Annotated in this window: 13 protein-coding genes and 1 pseudogene; 4 read left to right on the top strand and 10 right to left on the bottom strand. The window is 70.8% G+C overall.

The features are described 5' to 3' along the window. The first annotated feature begins 471 nt into the window (after positions 1-471). Positions 472-1,674, top strand: a complete 1,203-nt coding sequence (locus OKJ99_RS03310) for an amino acid deaminase/aldolase (protein WP_326014191.1) — start codon at positions 472-474, stop codon at positions 1,672-1,674. Between the two features lie 22 nt (positions 1,675-1,696). Here OKJ99_RS03310 and OKJ99_RS03305 read toward each other — a convergent pair whose 3' ends face one another. Further along, complete coding sequence (locus tag OKJ99_RS03305) at positions 1,697-2,929, bottom strand: HAD family hydrolase (RefSeq protein ID WP_407700638.1); 1,233 nt, start codon at positions 2,927-2,929, stop codon at positions 1,697-1,699. A 314-nt stretch (positions 2,930-3,243) separates the two neighbouring features. On the opposite strand from OKJ99_RS03305, the gene tnpB reads away from it, so the two are divergent. Continuing rightward, the gene (gene tnpB, locus OKJ99_RS03300) at positions 3,244-4,761 is read left to right on the top strand and encodes an IS607 family element RNA-guided endonuclease TnpB (RefSeq protein ID WP_326014188.1); all 1,518 of its coding nucleotides are present in this window, start codon (positions 3,244-3,246) and stop codon (positions 4,759-4,761) included. 18 nt (positions 4,762-4,779) lie between these two features. On the opposite strand, the gene OKJ99_RS03295 is transcribed toward tnpB, so the two are convergent. Genes OKJ99_RS03295 through OKJ99_RS03285 form a run of 3 tightly spaced genes read right to left on the bottom strand, consistent with a single transcriptional unit; the run spans position 4,780 to position 8,318 of the window. Continuing rightward, the gene (locus OKJ99_RS03295) at positions 4,780-5,562 is read right to left on the bottom strand and encodes a 3-oxoacyl-ACP reductase (protein ID WP_326014187.1); all 783 of its coding nucleotides are present in this window, start codon (positions 5,560-5,562) and stop codon (positions 4,780-4,782) included. Positions 5,563-5,569: 7 nt separating this feature from the next. After that, positions 5,570-6,934, bottom strand: a complete 1,365-nt coding sequence (locus OKJ99_RS03290; RefSeq protein ID WP_326014186.1) for an aldehyde dehydrogenase family protein — start codon at positions 6,932-6,934, stop codon at positions 5,570-5,572. A gap of 19 nt (positions 6,935-6,953) precedes the next feature. After that, the gene (locus OKJ99_RS03285; protein ID WP_326014185.1) at positions 6,954-8,318 is read right to left on the bottom strand and encodes a glutamine synthetase family protein; all 1,365 of its coding nucleotides are present in this window, start codon (positions 8,316-8,318) and stop codon (positions 6,954-6,956) included. Positions 8,319-8,522: 204 nt separating this feature from the next. On the opposite strand from OKJ99_RS03285, the gene OKJ99_RS03280 reads away from it, so the two are divergent. Next, a complete protein-coding gene (locus OKJ99_RS03280; RefSeq protein ID WP_326014184.1) occupies positions 8,523-9,221 on the top strand; it encodes a gamma-glutamyl-gamma-aminobutyrate hydrolase family protein in 699 nt (232 codons plus the stop codon). Here OKJ99_RS03280 and OKJ99_RS03275 read toward each other — a convergent pair. Beyond that, on the bottom strand, positions 9,175-10,161 hold the full coding sequence (locus OKJ99_RS03275; protein WP_326014183.1) for a phosphotransferase family protein: 987 nt from the start codon (positions 10,159-10,161) through the stop codon (positions 9,175-9,177). The two genes, OKJ99_RS03280 and OKJ99_RS03275, sit on opposite strands and share 47 nt — an antisense overlap. Before the next feature lie 149 nt (positions 10,162-10,310). Next, positions 10,311-11,246 (bottom strand): LysR family transcriptional regulator, encoded by a 936-nt coding sequence (locus OKJ99_RS03270; RefSeq protein WP_326014182.1) that lies wholly within the window; start codon positions 11,244-11,246, stop codon positions 10,311-10,313. A gap of 70 nt (positions 11,247-11,316) precedes the next feature. Here OKJ99_RS03270 and OKJ99_RS03265 point away from each other — a divergent pair, with 70 nt between their 5' ends. Then, complete coding sequence (locus tag OKJ99_RS03265; protein ID WP_326014181.1) at positions 11,317-12,480, top strand: TDT family transporter; 1,164 nt, start codon at positions 11,317-11,319, stop codon at positions 12,478-12,480. Here OKJ99_RS03265 and OKJ99_RS03260 read toward each other — a convergent pair. The 4 genes and pseudogenes from OKJ99_RS03260 to OKJ99_RS03245 form a co-directional block, all read right to left on the bottom strand. Beyond that, positions 12,407-13,123: a helical backbone metal receptor gene (locus tag OKJ99_RS03260; RefSeq protein WP_326014180.1), complete on the bottom strand. Its 717-nt coding sequence runs from the start codon at positions 13,121-13,123 to the stop codon at positions 12,407-12,409. The two genes, OKJ99_RS03265 and OKJ99_RS03260, sit on opposite strands and share 74 nt — an antisense overlap. Positions 13,124-13,129: 6 nt before the next feature. After that, positions 13,130-13,717, bottom strand: a complete 588-nt coding sequence (locus tag OKJ99_RS03255) for a helix-turn-helix domain-containing protein (protein ID WP_326014179.1) — start codon at positions 13,715-13,717, stop codon at positions 13,130-13,132. A gap of 163 nt (positions 13,718-13,880) precedes the next feature. Continuing rightward, entirely contained in the window at positions 13,881-16,490 is a 2,610-nt protein-coding gene (locus tag OKJ99_RS03250; protein WP_326014178.1) for an ABC transporter permease/substrate binding protein, read from the bottom strand. Further along, positions 16,483-16,674 (bottom strand): annotated as a pseudogene (locus OKJ99_RS03245) (glycine/betaine ABC transporter ATP-binding protein); the annotation flags it as partial. The pseudogene OKJ99_RS03245 and the gene OKJ99_RS03250, both read right to left, overlap by 8 nt.

Below are 16,674 nucleotides of genomic sequence, written 5' to 3'. Positions count from 1 at the left end.
GCGGGCGCAGGCGCAGGCTGCGAAACAGGGGCCTGCGGGGGCGCGGGGCGCTGCGCGGGCGGGGTCTCCGGGGGCAGGGGCACGCCGGAGCTCATCGGCGATGCGGGCCGGGAGCGACCGTCGTCCGGGGTCCCGGACGCAGCCGTCGGCACCTTCCCGTTGTCGCCCGACGGCGGCCCGTCGGGCAGCCGGGAGGACGCGGAGGGCGGCGGAGGCGCGGAGGGCGACGGGGATGATGTAGAGGGCAACGGTGAGGCCGTGGGGGGAAGTTCGGTGGGCTGGGGCGGGCCGACAGGTCGCGGCGGAACGCGTCTGGCTTCCGTGCTCATGCCTCCCCCGTCTCCTCAAGCCAACGTGCGCGTCACTCTAACGGGCCCGACCAGGTCAACGCGTACTCCGCACACGGGATCGACCGATCCATCACCATCCGTCCCCCTACCCTGCGGTAATCCTGTCTGGCAGGCTTCGGCCATGACACCGCGCGCCGCCGATCGGGCCCGGTACGACCGGGCCACCGCTCATCTCGACGCCCCACTGGCGATCGTGGACCTGGACGCGTTCGACGCCAACGCCGATGACCTGGTGCGCCGGGCCGCCGGAAAGCCGATCCGCGTCGCCAGCAAGTCCGTGCGCTCCCGCGCCCTGTTGGAACGGGTCCTCGCCCGGGACGGGTTCGCCGGGATCATGTCGTTCACCCTCGCCGAGTCGCTGTGGCTCGCGCGCTCCGGGTTCGACGACGTGCTCCTCGCCTATCCCTCGGCCGACCGCTCCGGCTTCGCGGAGCTCGCGCACGACCCGAAGCTGGCGGCGGCCGTGACCGTGATGGTCGACGATCCGGCCCAGTTGCGGCTGATCGACGGCGCGCGGGACGGCGGCCGCGAGGAGATCCGGGTCTGCGTGGAGCTGGACACCTCGTGGCGGACGCTCGGCGGCCGGGTCCGGGTCGGCGCGCTCAGGTCACCGCTGCGTACGCCCTCCCAACTCGCCGACCTGGCCCGCGTCGTGACCCGCCGCCCCGGCTTCCGGCTCGCGGGGATCATGGCGTACGAGGGTCATGTCGCGGGCGTCGGGGACTCGCTCGCCGGGCGGCCGGTGCGCTCGCGGGCGATCCGCCTGATGCAGGCCGCGGCGCGCAAGGAGTTGGCGGTGCGGCGGGCGGAAGTGGTGCGCGCGGTGCGGTCCGTGGCGCCGGACCTGGAGTTCGTGAACGGGGGCGGCACGGGGAGCGTGCAGCACACGGCGGCGGAGGCGGCCGTGACCGAGATCGCCGCGGGCTCGGGGCTCTACGTCCCGCGCCTGTTCGACAACTACACGTCGTTCACGGGGCGTCCGGCCGCGCTGTTCGCGCAGCCCGTGGTGCGCAGGCCGGGCGTCGGTGTCGTCACCGTGCTCGGCGGCGGCTATCCGGCCTCGGGAGCGGCGGGCAGCGACCGGTTGCCGGTGCCGTATCTGCCGGAGGGGCTGCGCTACGACGCGCAGGAGGGCCCCGGCGAGGTGCAGACGCCGCTGCTCGGCTCCGCCGCCGACGATCTGCTCATCGGGGACAAGGTGTGGTTCCGGCACGCGAAGGCCGGGGAGCTGTGCGAGCGGTTCGAGACGCTGCACCTGGTGTCGGGCGACCGGGTCGAGGAGACGGTGCCGACGTACCGGGGCGAGGGCTACACCTTCCTGTAGCCCTCACCCACCGACGCAGGGCTCAGAAGATCGAGTCGACCTGGTCGGGGACGACCGAACCGTCGTCCCTGAGCAGCGGCCCGAAGCCGCCCTCCGGCTTGTTGTAGCCGGCCGTGGAGCACGGGTACGTGCCCGTCTTCCGCGGCATCGGCTCGATGAACATCGGGTTGGCGACCCAGCGTCCGTCGGCGTTGTCGTAGGCCCGGCACATGATCTCGGGCTTGTTGCGGTTGAGGACGAGGTGCGCGCCGGTCGCGTCGCCGACGAAGGTGACGTCGGTGTCGGCGTCACCGCCGCCGAGCGCGATGCGCTTGTCCCAACGCTGCTTCTCCCAGGCCGACTTCCCCTTGATGTGGAAGATGTCCTGGTTGATCCAGCACCGCTTGCCGTCGATGTACGGGATGGCCTCGCCCTGGTTCACGCCGACGCCGCCGCAGCCCTCGTTGTACGTGGTGATGCGGCCCTCGCGGTCGAGGATCGAGCGGATGGCGATGGTGTGCTTGCGGTCGATGCCGACGCCCCGCGACCACACCTCGGTCACCGGCTCGGACCCGGCGGACACGATGTAGACGTCGAAGCCGGCCCGCTGGAGCGTACGGATCAGGTCGCGCTGCTGGTCGTAATAGCGCACGTAGCCGGGGATGGTGTGCGTGCCCAGCTTCTGTGTGGAGCCGACGGGCGCGGCGAGCGCCTCGGCGCGGGCAGCGGCGGCGTACGACTCCAGTTCGGGCACGGTGTGGCCCGCGAACAGCTGCGGCACCCAGGCGTACTGGGGCACGGTGCGGCGGTGGTTCCACTCGCCCGCGAAGGCTGCGGCGTCGCTCATCGTCTTGCCGGACTCACGGATGTTGAAGATCTCGTCCGTGCAGTCGGTGTCGGTGGAGGTGGGCAGCGGGGCGCCCACCGGGACGTCCGTGCCGCAGGCGGCGGTGAGCGCCTTGTCGGCGTCGTCGGTCATCCACTTGCTGGTCTTCTTCCAGCTCGCGGGCCGCAGGATCTTGTCGTGCTTGAGCGACCAGGCGATGGTCGCGTCGGTGACGTCGTTCTTGGCGACGGTGTTGTCCCAGTCGAACGCGGCGACGGGACGCGGGCCCTTGTGTCCCCCGCAGATTCCCCGTTCGTCGATCATGCGCTGGAGCTTGGCCCGGTTCTGGCCGTACCAGGGCAGCTTCGTCGACAGCTGGGGGCACTTCGCGGCGGTGGGCCGTGCGGACGTGGCGGCGGCCGCGGGTGTGGTGAGGCTCGCGGCCGCCATGAGGGCGGCGGCCGCGACCGAGGTCCACGCGGCAACATGTCTGTTACGCATGTGAGTGGACCGTACACGCGTGAGCCCGTTGCTCACAGGGTTGGCGACAGCTCCGGTTGTGTTCAGTAAGTATCTGGTCGTCTCAATGAACGCTCTGGCGGGATACCGGTCGAGGGCCGGCTGGGGCCGTTGCGCTCCGGAGGACAGAAGAAACTTTCTGTCCTCGATTGCGTGTCCGGATGACGGTTATCTCGTTGGACGATATGACCGCGCTCGTGGGGCCGGGGCAAGCAGCAAGACGGGTCAGGGGGTACGGGATGGGGATGCGGAAGTTCACGGCGCGGCCGGGGTTCACGGTCCTGGCGCACCAGCTCGCCCTGGATCCGAACGCCACGGCCATGGGCCGGCTGCACTCGCACGCGGGCGCGGCTCGGGCCGCCTACAACTGGGCGGTCGGGTACGTCACATCCGTGTGGTGGCAGCGCAGGGCCGAGCAGACCTACGGCATCGACGAAGACCAGCTCACGCCGTGGCGGTCGTGGTCGCTTCCCGCGCTGCGCAAAGCGTTCAACGCGGCCAAGCACACCGATGCGCGGTTCGCCGGCTGGTGGCAGGAGAACTCCAAGGAGGCCTACAACACCGGCCTGGCCCATGCCTCGGCCGCGTTCGACAACTACGCGAAGTCCAAGAGCGGCAAGCGTAAGGGGCCCAGGATGGGCGTGCCGCGGTTCAAAGTGAAGCGCACGGCGCGCCTGTCCTGTCGCTTCACCACCGGCGCCATCCGCATCGAGCCGAGCGGACGCCATGTCACGCTGCCGAGGATCGGCACGGTCCGCCTCTACGAGGACGCCTCCCGCCTGCGCGATCTTGCCGATGCCGGGCACCTGCGGTTCCTGTCCGCGACCATCCGCCTGGAACGGGGGCGCTGGTTCGTGGCCCTCCAGGTCGAACAGCGCCACGAGCTGCTCAAGGTCGCCCGTCCGGACGCGGCGGTCGGCATCGACCTCGGGATCAAAACGCTCGCCGTCCTCGCGGACAGCGACGGGAACCGCGGACAGGAACCCAACCCCCGCCACCTCGACCGTGCTCAGAAACAGCTGCGCCGCGCCAACCGGGTCGCCTCGCGCCGCCAGGGGCCCGACCGGCGCACCGGGCAGCAGCCCTCCAAGCGTTGGGAGAAGGCCAACCGGGCACGCAACACGATCCATCACCGGGTGGCGAACCTGCGCGAGGACACCCTGCACCAGCTCACCACCCGCCTGTCGGACCAGTACGGCACGATCGTCGTCGAGGACCTGAACGTGGCCGGGATGGGCCGCAACCGGCGCCTGTCCCGCCGGATCGCCGACGCCGCCTTCGGCGAGATCCGCCGCCAGCTCACCTACAAGACCCGCCGACGCGGCACCCGGCTGGTCGTCGCCGACCGGTGGTATCCCTCCTCGAAGACCTGCTCCCGCTGCGGTGCGGTGAAAGCCAAACTGCCCCTCAGCGTGCGGGTCTTCGCGTGCGATGCCTGCGGTCTCGTCCTGGACCGGGACGACAACGCCGCACGCAACCTGGCCGCCCTCGCGGCCCGCACCACCAGCAGGACAGGTACCGGAGTGGCCGGAGACCTGGATCCCACCGTGGTGGGATCAAAACCCCGTGGAGCCGACCACAAGACCCGCACCACCCGCCCGCGCCGTCAGGCCGGGACGGGGCGGGCAGGCGGCGCGATCCCCGGCCCCCGGGCGGGAAGGAAACGGGAGACCGTCAACAGGACACCGGAGCGCACACCGCACCCCGGCGAGACCGTTACGGACCATCCCGGCAGAAACACCGGGATTGCAGAGACCTCCTGATGGTCAAAGCAACGGTTCTCACACCGGTGTCACGTACGCGCCCGAGATCCCGCCATCGACCAGGAAGTCGGTGGCGTTCACGAACGCCGCGTCGTCGCTGGCGAGGAAGGCGACGGCCGCCGCGATCTCCGTCGCCTCGGCGAACCGGCCGACCGGAATGTGCACGAGCCGGCGCGCCGCCCGCTCCGGATCCTTGGCGAACAGCTCCTGCAACAGCGGGGTGTTGACGGGGCCGGGGCACAGGGCGTTGACCCGGATGCCCTCACGCGCGAACTGCACGCCCAGCTCACGCGACATGGCGAGGACGCCGCCCTTGGACGCGGTGTACGAGATCTGCGAGGTGGCGGCGCCCATCCGGGCCACGAACGACGCCGTGTTGATGATGGAGCCCCTGCCCTGGCGCCGCATGTACGGAATGGCCGCCTTGCAGCACAGGTAGACGGAGGTCAGGTTGACCTCCTGGACCCGCTTCCAGGCCTCAAGACCCGTGTCGAGGATCGAGTCGTCGTCCGGCGGCGAGATGCCCGCGTTGTTGAAGGCGATGTCGACGCTGCCGTAGGTGTCGTACGCGGTCTTGAACAGCGCCTCGACCTGCTCGGCGTCGGTGACGTCGACCTGGACGAAGGTCCCGCCGACGTCCTCGGCCGCCTTCTTGCCCGCGCTCTCGTCGATGTCGCCGAGGACGACGTGCGCGCCCTCGGAGGCGAGCCGGCGCGCGGTGGCGAGGCCGATGCCGCTGCCCGCTCCGGTGATGACGGCGGTGCGGCCGACGAGGCGGCGGCAGATGATCTCTTCAGTCATAAGGTACTCAGGCCTCCGTGCTGTCCGTGCTGATGAAGACGTTCTTGGTCTCGGTGAACGCGGCGAGCGCGTCGGGGCCGAGTTCGCGGCCGAGGCCCGACTGCTGGTAGCCGCCGAACGGGGTCCAATAGCGCACGGCCGAATGCGAGTTGACGGACAGGTTCCCGGCGCGGACGGCCTGGGAGACGCGCAGGGCGCGGCCCACGTCGCGGGTCCAGATCGAACCGGAGAGGCCGTAGTCGGTGGCGTTGGCGAGGCGCACGGCGTCCGCCTCGTCGTCGAAGGGGAGGACAACGGCGACCGGGCCGAAGACCTCCTCGACGGCGGCGGGCGCGTCGGGGGCAGCGGCGGTGAGGACGGTGGGCGGGAACCAGAAGCCGGGTCCCTGCGGGGCCGCGCCCCTGATCGCGGGCTCGCACAGCGGGACGTAGGACCGCACCCGCTCCAGCTGCGCCTTGGAGATGAGCGGCCCCATCTGCGTCTTCTCGTCGGACGGGTCACCGACGATGACCGACTCCACGGCCGGGGCGAGCAGCTCCAGATACCTCTCGTACACGGACCGCTGTACGAGGATGCGGGTGCGGGCGCAGCAGTCCTGGCCTGAGTTGTCGAGGAACGACATGGGGGTGGCGAGGGCCGCGGCCTCGACGTCCGCGTCGGCGAACACGATGTTCGGGCTCTTGCCGCCGAGTTCGAGGGTCACGCGCTTCACGCGGTCCGCGCACTTGGCCATGACCTGCTTGCCGACGCGTGCGGAGCCGGTGAACACGATCTTGGCCACGCCCGGATGCTCGACGAGGGCGTCCCCGGCGACAGGGCCCTCCCCCGGGAGCACCTGGAAGAGGCCCTCGGGAAGCCCGGCCTCCAGGGCGAGTTCGGCGAGGCGCAGGGCGGTCAGCGGGGTCGTCTCGGCGGGCTTGAGGAGCACCGCGTTGCCCGCCGCGAGGGCCGGGGCCGTGCCCCAGGCGGCGATCGGCATCGGGAAGTTCCACGGCGCGATGACGCCGACGACGCCGAGCGGTTCGAGGAGCGTGACGTCGAGGCCGCCGGCCACCGGGATCTGGCGCCCGGTGAGCCGCTCGACACCGCCGGCCGCGTACTCCAGGAGATCGCGTACGTTGCCGGCCTCCCAGCGGGCGTTGCCGATGAGGTGACCGGCCTCGGTGACCTCCAACTGGGCGAGTTCTTCGAGGTGTTGGTCGACGGTGGCGGCGAAGCGGCGCAGCAGCCGGGCCCGGTCGGCGGGGGCGGCGGCCGCCCAGGCGCGCTGCGCGCCGGTGGCGCGGGCAACGGCGGCGTCGACGTCCTCGCGGGTGGCGGGCGGGACGGTGGCCACGAGCTCTTCCGTGGCCGGGTTCAGTACGTGCAGCAAGGCGCTCCCTTTCACAGCGTCACAGCCTCTCGAATCCCCGGCGGAGTTCCCAGTCGGTCACGGCGGCGTCGTACGCGTCGAGCTCGACGCGCGCCATGTTGCGGTAGTGGGCGACGACCTCGTCCCCGAAGGCGGCCTTGGCGAGGGCGCTGTTCTCCCAGAGCTCGGCGGCCTCTCGCAGGGTGGAGGGGACGTGCGCGTAGTCGGCGGTGTAGGCGTTGCCCGCACAGGCCTCGGGAAGCTGAAGCTTGTTCTCGACCCCGTACAGGCCCGCGGCCACGAGCCCGGCCACCGCGAGATACGGGTTGACGTCACCGCCGGGGAGCCGGTTCTCGAAGCGGGTCGAGCGGCCGTGCCCGACGACGCGCAGCGAGCAGGTGCGGTTGTCGTGTCCCCAGGCGACGGCGGTCGGCGCGAAGGAGCCGGGCTGGAACCGCTTGTACGAGTTGATGTTCGGCGCGTAGAGCAGGGAGAAGTCGCGCAGCGCGGCGAGCTGCCCGGCGAGGAAGTGCCGCATGACCTCCGACATGCCGTGCCCGCCGGGACCCGCCATGACGTTCGTGCCGTCGGCGTCGGCGAGGGACAGATGGATATGGCAGGAGTTCCCCTCCCGCTCGTTGTACTTCGCCATGAAGGTGAGCGAGCAGCCCTCCTGCGCGGCGATCTCCTTGGCGCCGGTCTTGTAGATCGCGTGCTGGTCGCAGGTGGCGAGGGCCTCGTCGTACCGGAAGGCGATCTCGTGCTGCCCGGGGTTGCACTCCCCCTTGGCGGACTCGACGGTGAGGCCCGCGCCCGCCATCTCGTTGCGGATGCGGCGCAGCAGCGGCTCGATGCGCCCGGTGCCGAGGACGGAGTAGTCGATGTTGTACTGATTCGCGGGTGTGAGCCCGCGATAGTTCGCGTCCCAGGCGTGCTCGTACGTGTCCTTGAAGACGATGAACTCGAGTTCGGTGCCGACCTGGGCGGTGAGCCCCAGCTCGGCGAGGCGCTCCAGCTGGCGGCGCAGGATCTGCCGGGGCGCGGCGACGACCGGGGAGCCGTCGTCCCAGGCGAGGTCGGCGGTGAGCATGGCCGTGCCCGCGTTCCACGGGAGGCGGCGCAGGGTGGACAGGTCGGGGTGCATGGCGAAGTCGCCGTAGCCGCGGTCCCAGGAGGACATCGCGAAGCCGTCGACGGTGTTCATGTCGGTGTCGACGGCGAGCAGATAGTTGCAGCCCTCCGTGCCGTGCTCGAGGACCTCGTCGAGAAAGAAGCGGGCGGCGAAGCGCTTGCCCTGGAGCCGGCCCTGCATGTCGGGGAACGCCAGGACCACGGTGTCGATCTCTCCGCCTCTGACGAGAGCGTGCAGCTCCTCCACGGTCAGCGGGGATGTGCGGTCTGCCACGGGAAGATCCTCCTCAGGTGAACCGGAACCACAACGTAATCGCCGGGCCGCCACCTGGGAAGCAGCCACGGGGCACGCCGAGTGGACACTGCCCCGGTGCCGCTGCCCGCATGCTGAACGCCCCGGTGGCGTGCGCCGCGATCTCGTACGCTCGGTTGCTCGGGACGTACGGCATCGGGGAACGGCATCGGGGAGCGCGACACCATGGTGAGCAGGCCGCTGATCGGCATCAGCACCTACCTGGAGAACAAGGCCAGTTGGGGTATCTGGGAGATGCCCGCGGCGCTGCTGCCCGTCGGCTACCCGCGGCTCGTCCAGGAGTCGGGCGGGCTCGCCGCGATGACACCCCCGGACGACCCGAAGCACGCGCCGTCGGTGGTGGCCCGGCTCGACGGGGTGATCGTGGCGGGCGGCCCCGACGTGGACCCGGGCCGGTACGGCGCGGAGCGCGACCCGCGCACAGGTCCGGCCGCCGGCAAGCGGGACACGTGGGAACTGGCCCTGATCCGGGCGGCGTTGACGTCCGGAACGCCGCTGCTCGGCATCTGCCGCGGCATGCAGCTGCTCAACGTCGCCCTCGGCGGCACGCTCACGCAGCACATCGAGGGCCACGTGAAGGAGACGGGCACCTTCGGCACCCACACCGTCACTCCGTTGCCGGGCACGCGCTACGGCGACCTCGTCCCGGAGCCCACCGAGGTCCCGACCTACCACCACCAGGCGGTCGACCGTCTCGGCAGGGGCCTGGTCGCGTCGGCCCACGCGGACGACGGCACCGTGGAAGCGGTCGAACTCCCCGGCATGTCCTGGGTGATGGGCGTGCAGTGGCACCCCGAGATGGGCGAGGACGCCCGGGTCACGGAAGGTCTGGTACGGGCCGCGAGTACGCCGCACGGTTTCTGAGCCGGACCTTCAGCCAGGCCAGGGCGGCGGCGCCCTGCGCGCGCTGGAAGGGTCTGAGGGTGGGCAGGCCGGGTGGCGCGGGCCGGGCCGCGTGCTCCAGGAAGAACCCGGCGAGCACGGCGAGCGTCCGCGTGACACCCTCCGGATCGGCCGCGCGCCCCAACGGGTGCCCCGCGAACACCTCTTCGGGGTCGGGCCCGCCCTGCGCCCGCACGCACGGCAGCATGAGCAGCAGATCGAACCATGGGGCGGCGCACACGGCGTGCGGCCAGTCCACGAAGACGACGCCGCGCTCGGTGAGCAGGATGTTGTCGGCGCGCAGATCAGCGTGCGCGAGCGTGTCACCGGAGGCGAACCCGCCCCAGGGAGCGGCGAGTTCGGAGAGCCACTCGACGTTGCGGACGGCCCACGGTTCAAGCCCCGCGTCCGCCTCCCGCCCCTCGTCGAGCAGCACCCGCCACCCGTTGAAGCGCTCGCCCAGCTCCTCACCGACGGCGCGCGCGGGGAACGGGGCGGGCGTGAGGACCCGGGCGAGCTCGCCCACACCGTCCAGCACCCGCGCCAACTCCCGCTCCCGCCACGGCACATGGGGCTGCCGCCCCGCCACGTCCTCGAAGGCGAGGGCGACCCAGGTCCCGTCGTCGTACGCACCGAGCAGCCGCGGAGCGGGCGCCCCGGCCGGCAGCTCCGCGGCATTGCGCGCCTCCCGCCGGTGGAAGGCCGGACTGACCGGGTTCACCTCGGCACTGACCGCCTTGACGAACGCCCTCCGCCCATCGGCGAGCACGACCCGCGCGGCAACACCGGGCGAGAACCCCCCGACCTGCGTCACAGCACCCACGACGGCAGCCCCGAGCACCTCCTCGACCCCGTCACGGACAGGGGCAGGCAGCGCACTCCAGGGGGTACGCACACCGGCGGCGGAAGGCGCAGACGTCATGAAGCGATGGTGCCGCCGCCGCACATTGGCCCGCCACTCGATTTCACGCGCCGCTCTCGGCGGCGAGTGACCACATTTCAAGCCCCGCTCTGGGACGAGAGCCAGCGGGGTCCGGGGCAGCGCCCCGCGACCGCAACCCCGCCGCAGCCTCAGCCAGAACGGGTCAGCGACAGCAGGTCCCTCGCAGGCCCCACCGGCCGGTGCCCGGTCGGCCACACCGCCCGCAACTCCCGCGCCAACTCCGCCCCCTCCAACGGAATCTCCACGAGCCGCCGAGCTGCCAGCTCCTCCCCCACCGCCAATTCACTCAGCACGGAGGGCCCCGCCCCACCCACCGCCGCCGACTTCACCGCGGTCGTGGAGGACAGCTCGATCAGCGGCCGGGCAAGCCCCCCGAGGGCGGCGTCCAGAACCTGCCGCGTCCCCGACCCCTCCTCCCGCAGAATGAGCGGGGTGACGGCCAGCTCCCCCGCGGCCAGCGGCTTGCGGCGACGCGCCCAGGGGTGCCCCGGCGCGGTCACCACGATCAGCCGGTCGTGCGCGATGACCGCCGAGTCGAGCCCCGCGGGGACCGTGCGCCCCTCCACGAACCCGAGATCCGCCTCGCCGCCGAGCAGCCGCTCCGCGACCACCGTCGAGTTCCCCGCGAGCAGCGACACCGCCGTGTCGGGCCGCTCGGCGCGCAGCGCGATCAGCCAGCGCGGCAGCAGATACTCGGCGATCGTCATGCTCGCCGCCACCCGCAGCCGCGAGTCGCGCCGGTCCCGCAGCGCCGAGGCCCCCGCGTCGAACTGCTCGGCCGCCTCCACGATGGGCCGGGCCCAGTCCGTGACGAGCGCCCCGCTGTCGGTGAGCCGGGAGCCGCGCGGCGAACGGTCGACGAGGGCGAGCCCGAGCTGCCGCTCCATCGACCGGATCCGGCTGCTCGCGGCGGGCTGTGTGATGCCGAGGGAACGGGCGGCCGCGCCGAGGCTGCCGAGGCGGGCCACCGCGAGGAGCAGTTGCAGCGCGCCGAGTTCGGGCACGCGGTGCGCGAGCCCCGCGTCCGGCGCCTGCTCCGTGATCCCTGTGTACTCCTGGCTCATAAGGCCAGGTTATGCCCTCATAGCGAGATCGTCCCTGGTGGGGGCCGATGGACGGCGGGACCGTAGAACCATGGTCACTGCCGCCCACCCCGCGCCCCGTCCCCTCGTCCTCCCCCTGACCGGCGTCCGCGCCGCCGTCCGGCAGCTCGGCCCGAACTGGTACGCCTCCGTCATGGGCACCGCGATCATCGCCAACGCGGGCACCACGCTGCCCGTGCGGTTCACTGGCCTGCGCACCGCCCTCACGGTGGTGTGGGCCCTGTCGTTCGTGCTGCTCCTCGTCCTCCTCGGCGCCCGCGCCCTGCACTGGGCGCACCACCGCGACCGGGCCAGGGAGCAGCTGCTCGACCCGACGGCCGCGCCGTTCTACGGCTGTCTCTCGATGGCGCTCCTCGCGGTGGGCGCGGGGACCGTACTCGTAGGACAGGACTGGCTCGGCCTCGAAGCGGCCGTCGCCGTGGACACCGTGCTGTTCACGGCGGGCACCGTCATCGGGCTCGTCGCCGCGGTCGCCATCCCGTATCTGATGGTGGTCCGGCACCGCATCGCCGCCGACGAGGCCTCGCCGGTGTGGCTGCTGCCGGTCGTCGCGCCGATGGTGTCCGCGGCCGTGGGTCCGCTCCTGCTGCCGCACCTACCGTCCGGGCAGGCGCAGCAGACCCTGCTGTTCGCCTGCTACGCCATGTTCGGCGTGAGCCTGCTCGCGACCCTGGTCATGCTGCCGGTGATCTTCGCGCGGCTCGTCACGGCGGGCCCGCTGCCGCTGCCGCTGACCCCGACGTTGTTCCTCGTGCTCGGACCGCTGGGCCAGTCGACGACCGCCGCCAACAAGTTCGCCGACGTCGCGGGCGGCGTGCTCCCCGCCCCGTACGCCCACGGCTTCACCGCGTTCGCCGTCCTCTACGGGGTTCCAGTGATGGGCTTCGCCCTGATGTGGCTGGCGCTCGCCCTCGCGATGGTGCTGCGGGCGCGCCGCCGGGGCATGGGCTTCGCGATGACGTGGTGGGCGTTCACCTTCCCCGTCGGCACGTGTGTGACCGGCACGGAGGGCCTGGGCAAGCACACGGGCCTCGCCGTGTTCGACGGCCTCGCGGTCGTCCTCTACGTGGGGTTGGTGGCGGTCTGGGCCGTCGCCGCGGTCCACACGGCGCGCGGCCTGCTCAGCGGACGGCTGCTCGCAGCGCCGCGCCGAGCTCTCCCGCCGCTTCCGCCAACGACGGCCCGTACCAGGTGAGATGGCGCCCGCCGACCAGCGCGGTCGCCCCGTCGAAGCACTCCGGGCCGTCGTCCGCCGTGAAGCGGTACGGCTCGTCCGGGAGGATCACCACGTCCGGCCTGCGGGCGCGGAGTTCGTCGAGGGCGATGCGCGGATAGCGCTCGGCGTGCCCCGCGTACACGTTGTCGACGCCGAGCCGGGCGAGGAGGTCGCCCGCGAAGGTGTCCCGGCCGAGCACCATCCACGGCCGCCGCCAGATCGGCACGACGGCCGTCAGCCGGCGCCCGGGCACGCGCGGTCGATCCCAGGCGGCCTCCGCGGCGTCCAGCCACCGCGGCCGCGCCACCGCCCCGCACGCCCGCAGCACCCGGTCCAACTCCCGTACGGCCTGCGGCAGTTCACGAATTTCGGTGACCAGCACCTCGACGCCCGCCGCACGCAGGTCGGCGATGTCGCCCGGCCGGTTCTCCTCCTCGTTGGCGACGACCAGATCCGGACGCAGCGCGACGACCGCTCGCACGTCGGGGTTCTTGGTGCCGCCGATCCGGGCCACGTCGAGACCCGCCGGATGTGTGCACCAGTCGGTCGCGCCGACGAGCACCCCGGGCAGCGTCACGGCGACCGCCTCCGTCAGGGACGGCACGAGCGAGACGACACGCACGATGGCCTACTTCGGGCCCGGCTCGTCGACCGCGTCGATGTGCTCGGCGACGGCCACGACGACCACGCGCGCGTCCGACACCGTCGCCCGCCACCGGTGCCGCACGCCACCGGTCAGATACAGGGTGTCACCGCGGACGAGCCGGTACGCGCGCCCCTCCGCCTCGACCTCGACGGCGCCCTGTGTCACATACATCAGCACGTCGTTGCGGAGCTGGAACTCGCGGCCCGGATCGTGGTCGCCGACGAATTCCTGGGCGTGCATCTGGTGGTGGCCGCGGACCAGGGACCGTACGACGAACCCCTCCGCGTCCTGCGCGGAACCGCTCTCCACGGAGGTGTCGTCCGCGCGCACCAGGTCCACGGTGCGGGCCGGGTCGGCGGCGGCGAGGAGCTCGACGGCCGTGGTGCCGAGCGCGTCGGCGACCTTCTCCAGGGAGCGGCGGCTGGGCCGCGCCCGCTCGTTCTCGACCTGGCTGAGGAACGGCACCGACAGGCCGCTGCGCTCGGCGACGGCCGACAGGGTCAGTTCGAGGGAGCGGCGACGACGACGGACGGCCGCGCCCACGCGAAGTGATTCCTTGTGTTCGTCCATGACTTCCGCTCCCTCCCGCCGGTCGCCCTCTTCATGTGCCCGATTCGTTTAAATGCACCCTACGCATGTTCACCCCGCGGTTTCATGTGAGCGCGGGAAACGCCGTGAGGGGCGGGCTCCCTCATGGGAACCCGCCCCTCACGGTCGGTCAAGCGTCAGACGGTCAGGAAGCGGTCATCCGCTTCTCGACGTCCTGGTGCGTCTCGAGCCACTTGGAGACGGCCGCCTCCTCGTGCCCCTGACCCTGCTTCGTGATCTCGGACTCCAGGCTCGCCAGCTCGTCCTCGCTCAGCTTGAAGTTCTTGAACCACTTCGTGAGCTGCGGGTACTTGCTGGGGAACCCCTTGTTGGCGATGGTCCGGATCTTGTCGCCCGGGCCCCACGCCTTCTTCGAGTCCTTGAGCTTCGTCAGCTTGTAGTCGTTGTACGCCCAGTGCGGAGACCAGAGCACGACCGCGATCGGCTCCTTCTTGGCGTACGCGCGCTTCAGCTGCGCCAGCATCGCCGGCGTGGAGCCGTCGACGACCTTGTACTCCTTGTCGAGGCCGTAGGCCGGAAGCACGTCCTTCTTAAGAAGGCTCATCTCGCCGGTACCGGCCTCGATACCGATGATCTTGCCGTCGAAGAGCTTCGACTTGCCCTTCAGGTCCTCGTAGGACTTGACGCCCTTCACGTAGGACGGAACGGAGACCTCAAGGGAGGTCGGGCTGTACCAGCTGCCCAGGTCCTTGAGGTTCTTCTTGTTCTTGTCCCAGTAGTTGGACTGCGCGTGCGGGAGCCAGGCGTCGAAGTTGACGTCCAGGTCACCGCTGGCGAGGCCGGTGTAGACCGGGCCGACGTCCATCTGCTTGAGGTTGAGCTTGTAGCCCTTCTTCTCCAGAACGTTCTTCCAGAGGTGCGTGACCGCGACGTCCTCGTCCCAGGGGAACCAGGCGACGTTCACGGGGCGCTTGGCCTCGGCCGGCGTCCCCTGCTTGACCGGGGCCACCTTGTTGACGAAGCCGGGGTTCTTCTTCAGCCACGCCTTGACGGCGTCCGGCTGCTTGCCCTTGCCGACCTTGTTGATCTCGGCCTCAAGACTGGTGAGCTGCTTCTCGCTCATCTTGAAGTTCTTGATCCACTTGTTGACCTCGGGGAACTCCTTGCCGAAGCCCTTGCGAGCCAGCGAGTGCACCCCGTCGCCCTTGCCCCAGGCACCCTTCGGGTCCTTGAGCTTGGTGAGCTTGTAGTCGTTGTACGCCCAGTGCGGCGACCACAGCGTCGTGGCGATCGGCTTCTTCGCGGCGTACGCGCGCTTCAGCTGCGCCAGCATCGCCGGCGTGGAGCTGTCGACGACCTTGTACTCCTTGTCGAGGCCGTAGGCCTTGAGGACCTTGCTCTTCAGCAGCTGCATCTCACCGGCGCTGGCCTCGATGCCGGTGATCTTGCCGTCGAACTTGTCCGCCTGGCCCTTCAAGTCCTCCATGGACTTGATGTCCTTCATGTACGAAGGCACCGCCAGTTCGAGGGAGGTGGGCCCGTACCAGGAACCCAGGTCCTCGAGCTTGTCGCCGTACTTCTTCCAGTACTGCTCGTGCGTCGTCGGCAGCCAGGAGTCGGTCTGGAAGTCGACACTGCCGTCGGCCAGCGAGGTGTAGAGCGGACCGGCGTCGAACTGCTTGGTCTCCACCTGGTAACCGCGCTGCTCGAGGATCTCCTTCCACAGGAACGTGGACGCGACGCCCTCGTCCCACGGGATGTAGCCGATGGAGATCTTCTTGCCCTGGCCCACGTTCGTGGACGTGGCGGTGGGCGACGTCGACGCGTTGTTCTGGCCGAACATGCCCATGCCGCCCGCGACCAGCGCGAGAACGACGACACCGACCACGGCGACCGCCGGGCGGGGACGGTACGACCAGATCTTCAGGCCGTGCGCGGCCCGCAGCTTGTTCAGCGCGCGGCGGCCCAGCGGGGAGACCTGCTGCCCGAGCGAGCTGGTCATGCGGTCCAGGTAGACCGCCAGGATCACGATCGAGATGCCGGCCTCGGCACCCAGACCGACGTTGAGCTGGCCGATGGCCTCGTTGACCGCGCCACCCAGGCCGCCGGTGCCGACCATGCCCGCGATCGCGGCCATCGACAGGCCCAGCATGATGACCTGGTTGACACCCGCCATGATCGTCGGCAGCGCCAGCGGCAGCTGCACGCGCCACAGGGTGTTGCTGGGCTTGGTGCCGAACGCGTCGGCGGCCTCCACCAGCTCCTTGTCGACCTGCCGGATGCCCAGCTCGGTCATGCGCACGCCCGGCGGCACCGCGAAGATCAGCGTCGCGACGATACCGGCCGGAGCGCCCGAGCCGAAGAACAGGATCGCCGGGATCAGGTAGACCATCGCCGGCAGCGTCTGCATCAGGTCGAGGACCGGACGGAACAGATTGCTGACCCGGTTGGAGCGCGCCGCCCAGATACCCAGCGGCACACCGATGATCAGCGCGATGACCGTCGACACGAGGACGAGCGACAGCGTCAGCATCGCGTCGTCCCACAGCTCCAGGTTCTGGATGAACCAGAACCCGATGAAGGTCAGTACGCCGCCGAGTGTGCCGCGCAGCCAGAACGCGATGACGGCGAAGATGCCCGCCAGCAGCAGCGGCTCGGGCGCCTGGAGAACCTCGCTCAGGCCGTTGTAGACGCCGTTGAAGATGTCCTCGAAGAAGCCGAACAGCCAGTCGAGGTGGGTCAGCATCCACTGGACGATGCTGTTGACCCAGTCACCGAAGGGAATCCTAGGCACCGGCATTCACCTTCTCGGCAGGCTCGTCGCCCTCGCCACGCGGCGACGGGACGGCGTCCTTCTTGTCCTTCGTGAGGCCGGCGGCCTCACCGTTCGTGCTGTTCTCGACGGTCTTCATCGGCTCGCCGAGCACGGCGAGCAGCCGCTCGCGCGGCACCACACCCTGGAGTTCGCCCTCGTCGTC

Source organism: Streptomyces endophyticus, from assembly GCF_035798155.1.
Lineage (GTDB): Bacteria > Actinomycetota > Actinomycetes > Streptomycetales > Streptomycetaceae > Streptomyces > Streptomyces endophyticus.
The sequence above is the reverse complement of the archived record's forward strand: the minus strand, read 5'-3'. Positions and strand labels throughout refer to the sequence as shown.